The sequence below is a fragment of the uncultured Gimesia sp. genome, assembly GCF_937910335.1.
Classification (GTDB): domain Bacteria; phylum Planctomycetota; class Planctomycetia; order Planctomycetales; family Planctomycetaceae; genus Gimesia.
This window is the reverse complement of the sequence record NZ_CALEMX010000567.1, coordinates 1-9392: the sequence shown is the minus strand read 5'-3', so window position 1 is coordinate 9392 and position 9392 is coordinate 1. Positions and strand designations below refer to the sequence as shown.

Sequence of the window (9392 nt, the reverse complement as noted above, 5' to 3'; positions counted from 1 at the left end):
GTGGTGACATTTCTGGATTCCATTGAAGCACCGCCGCGCTGGTCACGAAAAAATGTTATTGATGACAAATTTTATCATAGCTCCGATTCCAACGCGGACCTCGCATTACTGAAAGGCAAACGAAATCAACTGTTCTCCAGCCTTTCTACTGCTGAGGAAAAGAAATTGCTCCTGCAATTCAGTCAAAATTTAAAGCAGATCAAAAAGAATCTCGATCAACTTCCCGATCGACAGAAGGTCTTTGCTGCGGCGACGCATTTTAAACAGCAGGGAAACTTCAAGCCGACAAACGGTGAGCCGCGTGCGGTTTATTTACTCAGTCGAGGAAGTGAAAAAGCACCTGTAAAAAAAGTCGAGCCAACCGCACCGAAGCTCATCTCTGGTCTCAGCGGCGTGTTTCAACTAGCCGAGCCAAAGAATGAAGGCGCCCGACGAGTTGCGCTGGCGCGATGGATAACCAGCCGTGATAACCCACTCACTTGGCGTTCGATAGTCAATCGCGTCTGGCAGTATCATTTCGGTAAAGCCCTCGTTGATACGCCCAATGACTTCGGAAAAATGGGGGCACTCCCCTCACATCCCACGTTGCTCGATTATCTGGCCAGCCGTTTTCGTGATGAAGGGCAATCACTGAAAACATTACATCGGATGCTGGTATTGAGTACCGCGTATCAGCAGTCATCGCACTCGCATTCGGAGGGTAATCAAATCGATGGCGATAACCGTCTTCTCTGGCGTATGAACCGCCGCAAACTGGAAGCTGAAGCCATTCGCGATTCTGTATTACAAGTGAGTGGAAAACTGGATCTTACCATGTATGGCCCGGGAGACCGGCTGTTTGTGCTCGATAAACCTCAGCATTCGCCGCACTATCTCTATCAGAAATTCGATCCCGCTTCAGCGGAAAAGCATCGGCGTTCGATTTACCGTTTTATTGTGCGTTCGGTGCCTGATCCATTTATGGAATCACTAGACTGTGCAGATCCTTCACAAATGACTCCGAAACGTCTGGAAACATTAACGGCATTGCAGGCGCTCTCCCTGATGAATGATCACTTCATGGTGAGTATGTCAAAATTTTATGCACAAAAAGTCAAGGCAGAATCGTCTGATCTGTCAGTTCAGATCAAGTTGGCTTTTGAAACAACATTAGGTCGCGCGCCGAAACAGGCAGAGCTAGACATTTTAAAAGATATCGGATCGCGCTACGGCATTGAAAATGTCTGCCGACTGATATTCAACAGTAACGAATTTATTTTCATCGATTAGCATAGAGAAAGAGGTCTAATGGATCGTCGTGAGTTTTTGATGTCGACCGGAGGCGGACTGGGTGGAATTGCGCTCGCGTCTCTGCTTCAGAACGATCAACTGCTGGCTGCGCCTCAATCAAACACGCAGACTCTGCATCATTCGCCGCGTGCCAAGCGTGTGATTCAACTTTATATGTCCGGGGCCGCCAGTCAATGTGATACATTCGACTATAAGCCGGAACTGATCAAAGAGAACGGCAACGCCTGGGATCCCGGCGAGCAAGTGCAACTGTTTCAATCATCCCCTGGCAAAACCATGCAGTCTCCCTGGAAGTGGAAGCAGTATGGTGAATCGGGCAAATGGATTAATGATTGTGTCGCACCGCTGGGAGAATGTGTGGATGACATGGCGTTTATCCATAACATGGTCAGCAAGTCGAACGTACATGGACCGGCAACCTTTATGCAGGCTACTGGTTTTATTCTGCCTGGTTTTCCTGGCATGGGATCCTGGATCAGCTACGGTCTTGGCAGCATGACTGATAATCTACCGACTTTTGTGGTTCTCCCCGATCCACGCGGATTTGCTCCTAACGGCGCGGCGAACTGGTCGGCCGGTTTTTTACCGGCTAGTAATCAGGGCACAATGATTCGCCCGAATTCTCAGACCCCGATTTCCAATTTATTCCCGTCCAAAAATAATTTTATCACGCGTCAAAGTGATCGTGATATGCTGGCTGCTCTCAAACAACTCAATCAAAAACACGAACAGGAACGCACGGGAGATTCACGATTGAATGCGCGGATTCAATCGTATGAGCTGGCTGCCAAAATGCAGTTACAGGCTCCCAAAGTGCTTGATCTCTCGAACGAAACAAAAAGTACTCTTAAAATGTATGGGCTTGATTCCGTTGATTTTGAAGTGCAGGAAGGGATCAGCGAGCAGGCGGAAATCAATTACTTTGGTAGAAACTGTCTGGTCGCGCGGCGGATGCTGGAACAAGGTGTGCGGTTTGTGCAAATCTGGTCTGGCGCTGATAACGGTCATCCTCGTCGTAACTGGGATTCGCATGAAGATATCAAACGCGATCATTGGCCATTGGGACGTGGCATGTCCATCGGTGCGGCGGCCTTAATTAAAGATCTCAAGCAGCGTGGGATGCTGGACGACACAATTATCTTATGGACGACCGAGTTTGGCAGAATGCCCTGCAGCCAGGGAAGTAAGGGCCGCGATCATAATCCGTTTGTATTTACGAACTGGCTGACCGGAGGCGGCATTAAAGGGGGAACCACCTATGGCGAGTCTGATCAATGGTCTTTCAAACCTGCAGATCCGGCGAATGCGACGATGTGTTATGACGTGCACGCCACGATTTTGCATCAGCTGGGAATTGACCATGAAAAGCTGACATTTCGACATAACGGTATTGATCGTCGTTTGACTGATGTGCACGGGCATGTCATTAAAGAGATTCTCTCATAACCAACGTACATATTATTCAGGAATAAAAAAACGAGTAGCCGGTTTGAATCCAGCCACTCGTTATTTACTTGTCTTACAGTTTTCAGACAACTCCGATTATTCGAAGTTACCTTTAGTCAACTGAGCGTCCAACCAGGGGCCGGAGTAGACTTCAGAGGGTCGTAATTCAACAGTCGCATCTGTGTATCCAGATCCACCCGTTGATGATCCTGTGAAACCAGGATTGAGGAATCCGTCGCCGTTCAAGTCGACAACAGCTTTAACACTTCCATCAGCCATCAGGATATTGCAAATCTTGTTGCTTCCACGACCATGCCATGCATACCAGTCACGAGAATCCTGCAACCAGAGAGAACCATCGGGTCCTGCTGTCCCTGCGCGATTCGGGTCTGGTAATTCTACAGGAATCGCACCTACCAGATTGGTTCCGGCTGGCATCAGATCGACGGCAGCTGGTGAACCAGCGGCATTCCAGAAAGCAGGTCCATCGTTGAATGATTCCGCGAGTCGGTCACCGGCTTCAACGAATCCTGGAATTGAGTCAGTCAAGACAGCTTCGCCGATATCACCGGGTGCTCCACAGCCCATGAATGAGATTGCTGAAGAAGAAATCCGTGAAGTATCCAAACGACGAATTGTCAGCGGTCCCATCGTACCACCAAAGCCCTTTAAGCCAGCTGCGGTAACACCACCGGACTGCTTGGGAGCAGAGCGAACGAGGAACCAACTGGATGCGTAGTTTGTGCCGTAGCCATCTTCCAGAAGCTTAGCAACCTGAAGAATACGGGCAGGTGTCCCTTCTGTTCCTGACGTCCATGTAGAGCAGACACCGTCCAAAAGACGAGCCGGTGGTGCCGCATCTTTGTTACTGGTGTTAGCAACACCGATCATGTCGTTGAGTTTTTCAGATCCCAACAATGTGGATGAAGGGCATAACATCTTTTGAGGAAGACCTGCTCCACTATTCACCATGTCTGCAACCCAGCCCCATGTGTCAGGACATCCGTCACGACGGAAGTCATACGCACCCGTGCAATATCTTCCGGAAGGATCTGTGGCAGCGAAAGAGTGCATGGAAAGACCAAACTGCCGCAAGTTGCTTTTGCACTGTGAAGAGCGCGCCGATTCTCGCGCTGCAAAGACTGCTGGAATCAGCAGAGCAGCCAATAAGGCGATGATCGAGATGACCACTAAAAGTTCGATCAAAGTAAAACCTGATCGTTTTACATTTTGAACACGTAATTTTTGCATTTTGTTTCCTGTTTTTAAAAAAGAAATTTGTCTGTTACACGCACAATGAAGACTTGAAACCATTCACTTTGACTTTTGTAAGAAACAGGTCATTCCCAGCATGGAATATTTGATGCAGGAATCTGAACTGCCCCCCCTGAAACTCTCTTCGTTCTTTGAATTCAATAGGACACCTTGTTTTGAAACTTTCGTTGCCGGCTGAAAATTTCAGATGGGCGTACCATATCGAATGAATGTGAAGATATTTCTTGCTGAAGTGTGAATAACAAGTGAATATTGCGTAGCAAAATGAATCAAACGAGGCTTATTGTGACGATTCCATGAAGATACGAGGTTGTTTTTGTGAGTCTCCTCGTAAAAATGTGTGGCGATTTATTGAGTCGTGTGAAGCCAAACTTGAATTTGCTATGCGCGTACCTCTATAATTAGACGTAGAATATTCAGGTAATCGGCCCGCCACAGCTGATAATTTAAGTCACCTGCTCAATTGACCTTAGAGTGAATTTGAGCTACCCCCACTTTGGGTAAAGTGGCGGACCGGTATTCACTCATGTTTGGTTTTGAGAATCATCAATCTTTCCGACTCATAGAAAACCCGGGTTTGCGATTTTTGACAGGACACAGCAGTCCGTTAATAACCGCCTCGTTTCTTTCTGGTAACGGTTTTGATTTCATGGCCTCATAGATAAACCGAAAGAATGATTATGGTCGTTCGAACGTGCTCTTTATTGTTTCGCTCTTTATTGTTTCTCTGCACGATGGCATTCGTCGTGTTTTTGTTTCAAGTTACTTTTGCAGAGACAAAAAAAACGACGCCAACAGAATTCGATTTTGCAACGGATATTCGGCCTTTGCTTTCCGATGGCTGCTTCGCCTGTCATGGTCCCGATGATCAACACAGAGAGGCCGACCTGCGACTGGATTTAAAAGAAAGCGCTTTTGGATCACATGATGGACACGCTTTAATCGTGCCGGGGAAACCTTTAGAAAGCTTGCTCTATCAACGCATCGTGTCCACTGATGAAGACGAACGGATGCCGCCTGCTGATTCGGGTAAAAAGCTCTCTCCGTCTGAGATCGAAAAAATCCGAAAGTGGATAGAAGCCGGTGCGCCCTGGGCCTCCCATTGGGCCTTTCATCCTCCCCAGAAAGCGGCATTACCGCGCGTGCAGCAAAAAGGATTGATCCAAAATCCTATTGACGCTTTTGTATTGGAAAAGCTGGAACAACAGCGTCTTTTCTTCTCGGAACGAGCCGACCGAGTTGCTCTCTTGCGTCGACTGAATCTGGATCTGGTCGGCTTACCACCGACGATTGCGGAGGTCGATCAATTTCTCAACGACAAACGACCGGACGCGTATCAAAGACAGGTTCAAAAACTTCTCGGATCACCACACTACGGTGAACGATGGGGGAGGATCTGGCTGGATGCCGCCCGCTATGCTGATTCCAACGGTTATGAAAAGGACGCTCCGCGAGAAGTCTGGCTCTATCGTGACTGGGTGATCGATGCGTTGAACCAAAACATGCCTTACAATCAGTTTGTAATCGAACAAATCGCCGGCGATCTCCTGCCGAACGCCACACAAAATCAGCAAGTCGCTACCGGGTTCATGCGAAATTCGATGTTGAATGAAGAAGGGGGTATCGATCCGGAGGAGTTTCGGATGGCGGCCATGTTTGACCGCATGGATACGATCGGAAAAAGTGTTTTAGGGCTGACATTGCAGTGCGGACAATGTCATACACACAAGTATGATCCCCTGACTCAGAAAAACTACTATCAGATTTTCGCCTGCATTAATAACTCTTATGAAGCCAGTATTCGTGGCTACACAAGTGAAGAACAGCAACAACGCCAAAAACTTTTTCAGAAAATTAAAGCCCTCGAACAGTCCCTCAAAGCGCGCACACCAGACTGGTCCGCAAAAATGGCTGCCTGGGAAAAAGCGGCTCAACAGAATCAGCCAGAGTGGAGGGTTCTGAAACTCACTAATATCGATAGTAACTCTCAGCGCTACTTTGAACAGGCCGATCATTCCATGCTGGCGCAGGGTTATGCCCCGTCCAAATTTACTTCTAATTTTGAAGCCATCGTTGATGCTACAGAGATCAAAGCAATCCGACTTGAACTCTTGAATCATCCCAATCTGCCTGCAGGTGGACCGGGAAGATCCATCGAAGGCTTATGTGCCCTGACGGATATTAAACTTGCAGCAGAAAGTGTAAAAGACCCCAAGCAAAAAGCTACTGTCAAATTTTCTACTGCGACAGCCGATTTTGAGAACAAACGACAACAATTGAATCCTAAATATTCAGACAATAAAGGGGTGCGCGGATTTACCGGGCCCGTTGCTTACGCCATTGACGGTGATAACACCACTGCGTGGGGTATCAACCCGGGTCCTGGGCGATTCAATGAACCACGCGAAGCAGTTTTCCGTGCCGAGAAACCATTTGGATACAAAGAGGGGACCAAATTAAAAGTCAGTCTGGTACAAATGCATGGAGGCTGGAACAGTGATGATAACCAGACGATGAATCTGGGACGTTTCCGCGTCTCGTGTACGACTTCTGAACAAGCGAAAGCAGACCCTGTTCCCGACAAGGTCCGAGATATTCTCGAAATCCCCATCGCTCAACGAACGGCAGAACAACACAATCAGGTTTTCAGTTATTGGCGAACGACCGTCCCGGAATGGAAAAAAGAAAACGCAGAGATCGAAGTGCTCTGGAAACAGCATCCTCCGGGAGCCACACAGCTGGTTTATCAGGAACGTCCTGATCCTCGCAAAACTCACCTGCTGGATCGGGGTGACTTTCTCAAGAAGAAGGAGGAAATCGAGCCGGGAGTCCCCGACTTTCTGCATACTTTGCCTGAAGATACACCGATGAACCGTTTGACATTTGCCCGTTGGCTCGTCGATCGTAAATCACCGACAACGGCCCGTGCCATCGTGAATCGAGTCTGGCAGGCGTATTTTGGAAGAGGGATCGTGAGTACCAGCGAAGATCTGGGCTCGCAAGGCGCAGCACCAACGCATCGAAAACTGTTGGACTGGATGTCCGTCTGGTTTATGGATCAAGGCTGGGATTTGAAAAAGCTGCACACTCTGATTGTGACTTCGAGAACGTATCAGCAGTCATCACATGTCAGCCCGGAACTCTATGCAAGTGATCCTTACAATCGATTCTTCGCCCGCGGTCCCCGCTATCGCGTCGATGCAGAAATCGTCAGAGACATCGCCCTCCAAGCCAGTGGTCTGTTGAATCCTGAGGTGGGTGGACCTTCAGTTTATCCGCCGGCACCTGCTTTCCTGTTCCAAAAACCGGCAAGTTACGGTCCGAAAACCTGGGAAGTTGCTGAAGGTCAAAGCCGATTCCGTCGTGCGATTTATACCTTCCGTTTCCGCTCGGTACCCTATCCGGTATTGCAGGCCTTTGATGCTCCCAATGGTGATATTGCCACGGTCAAACGGAGCCGTTCTAACACTCCTTTGCAGGCATTAACGACGCTCAACGAAACACTGTTTATGGAATGTGCTGTAAACCTTGCGAAAATCGCTTTAGCCGAACCTAAAGCGACAGATCAGCAGCGCATTGAAACAGCGTTTCGCCGATGTGTTTCCCGGTATCCTTCCGCATCGGAAACACAATTGCTAACACGGTTCCTGACTAAACAGCGCAGTTACTTTGCAGATCATGCGGAAGAAGCGCAACAAATATCCTCGACGAAAAAAACAACTAAAACTACCAATGCCGATTTTGCAGCCTGGATTGCCTTGTCGCGTATACTGTTAAATATGGATGAAACTATTACGAAAGAATAACCGATAACTGGCAGAGTGTTTCGAGCCAGCCTCATATTAAGACTGGTGAATAGAATCTACTTTTGACTCTTTTAATAAAAACAGGTAACGATTCATGAATCATTTTCATCACCCCTCGCAGTCCATGGCGCGTCGCTGGTTTCTGCAACAATGCGGAGTCGGGCTTGGTGCCATTGCCGTCAACCAGTTATTGCAGGAATCCGGATATGCTGCCCCCGCGAAGAATCAAGCCCTTGATGACCCGTTAGCCCCCAGAGAGCCGCACCATCCTCCCAAGGCAAAAAATATTATTTTTTTGTTTATGGGTGGAGGCCCTAGCCATCTGGAGCTTTTTGATAACAAACCTGTGCTGGGTAAATTTGATGGTAAACTGCCTCCCGAAGAACTCCTGAAGGGATATCGGGCTGCCTTTATTAATCCCAACTCAAAATTTCTAGGACCGAAATTCAAATTTGCAAAACATGGTGAATGTGGAGCAGAACTTTCAGAAATTTTGCCTCATTTGTCAGAAGTCGTCGATGACATTGCCATCATCAAAAGCATGAAAACTGACGCATTTAATCACGCTCCTGCTCAGATTCAGGCGTTGACCGGCTCTCAACTTTTTGGGAAGCCGAGTCTGGGTGCCTGGACGATTTATGGATTGGGTAGTGAATCAAAAAATTTACCCGGTTTTGTTGTCTTCAGTTCCGGTAATAAAGGCCCCAGTGGTGGCAGTTCTTGCTGGGGTAGTGGATTTCTACCAACGGTTCACCAGGGAGTCATGTTTCGTGGCGGTCAGGAGCCTGTACTCTATCTGCAAAATCCTCCGGGAATATCTTCAAAATTACAACGCGATTCACTCGATACATTAAAAGCGTTGAATCAGAATCATCTGGATTTGGTTGGCGATCCGGAAATCGCAACTCGGATCAATTCGTTTGAGATGGCATATCGCATGCAATCCAGCGCACCCGATGTCATGGATATCACCCAGGAAACAAAACAGACTCTGGAACTGTACGGTGCAGAACCGGGTAAAACCTCTTTTGCGAATAACTGTCTGCTGGCCCGCAGGCTGATTGAACGGGGCGTACGTTGCGTGCAATTATTCCATGAATCATGGGATCAGCACGGCGGTCTTGTAGGTGGTTTAAAGAATAATTGCAAAGCCACCGATCAGGGGTCGGCTGCTTTGATCAAAGACCTCAAACAGCGTGGCCTGTTAAAAGACACTCTGGTTGTCTGGGGCGGAGAGTTCGGACGCACGCCGATGGTGCAGGGAGGAAACGATGGACGTGACCATCATCCAAACGCCTTTACCATGTGGCTGGCGGGTGGTGGGATCAAAGGGGGCACTACTATCGGACGTTCAGATGACTTCGGATTTAACGTCATCGAAGACGAAGTCCCCGTCTATGATTTACATGCCACGATTTTACATCTACTCGGCCTGGATCCGGAACGCCTCTCATTCCGCTTCCAGGGTTTGGATCAACGTTTGATCGGAGTAAATCAAGCCAAGATCATTCAGAAAATTCTTGCCTGAGAACATTGCCTGAGAACATTGCCTGAGAACATTGCCTGAGAACATTG

The 9392-nt window shown here is 48.2% G+C and carries 5 protein-coding genes; 4 read left to right on the top strand and 1 reads right to left on the bottom strand.

Annotation, left to right across the window (positions count from 1 at the left end; all coding sequences use genetic code 11):
- Both Q0668_RS23205 and Q0668_RS23200 read left to right on the top strand, forming a co-directional pair.
- Positions 1-1269 (top strand): DUF1553 domain-containing protein (locus Q0668_RS23205; protein ID WP_298868924.1); only part of this gene is annotated, 1269 nt, incomplete at its 5' end.
- 18 nt (positions 1270-1287) lie between these two features.
- A complete protein-coding gene (locus Q0668_RS23200) occupies positions 1288-2736 on the top strand; it encodes a DUF1501 domain-containing protein (protein ID WP_298868923.1) in 1449 nt (482 codons plus the stop codon).
- A gap of 96 nt (positions 2737-2832) precedes the next feature.
- Here Q0668_RS23200 and Q0668_RS23195 read toward each other — a convergent pair whose 3' ends face one another.
- Entirely contained in the window at positions 2833-3987 is a 1155-nt protein-coding gene (locus Q0668_RS23195; RefSeq protein WP_298868922.1) for a DUF1559 domain-containing protein, read from the bottom strand.
- A 704-nt stretch (positions 3988-4691) separates the two neighbouring features.
- Between Q0668_RS23195 and Q0668_RS23190 the strand changes: the two genes are divergently transcribed.
- Positions 4692-7817 (top strand): PSD1 and planctomycete cytochrome C domain-containing protein, encoded by a 3126-nt coding sequence (locus Q0668_RS23190; protein WP_298868921.1) that lies wholly within the window; start codon positions 4692-4694, stop codon positions 7815-7817.
- Positions 7818-7911: 94 nt separating this feature from the next.
- Positions 7912-9345 carry a DUF1501 domain-containing protein gene (locus tag Q0668_RS23185; protein ID WP_298868920.1) on the top strand — a complete coding sequence of 478 codons (1434 nt, stop codon included), beginning with the start codon at positions 7912-7914 and terminating at the stop codon, positions 9343-9345.
- The last annotated feature ends 47 nt before the right edge of the window (positions 9346-9392 follow it).

Coding starts and splice junctions, on each gene's coding strand:
- Q0668_RS23200 (WP_298868923.1), top strand. CDS start 1,288: ATGGATCGTCGTGAGTTTTTGATGTCGACCGGAGGCGGACTGGGTGGA.
- Q0668_RS23195 (WP_298868922.1), bottom strand. CDS start 3,987: ATGCAAAAATTACGTGTTCAAAATGTAAAACGATCAGGTTTTACTTTG.
- Q0668_RS23190 (WP_298868921.1), top strand. CDS start 4,692: ATGGTCGTTCGAACGTGCTCTTTATTGTTTCGCTCTTTATTGTTTCTC.
- Q0668_RS23185 (WP_298868920.1), top strand. CDS start 7,912: ATGAATCATTTTCATCACCCCTCGCAGTCCATGGCGCGTCGCTGGTTT.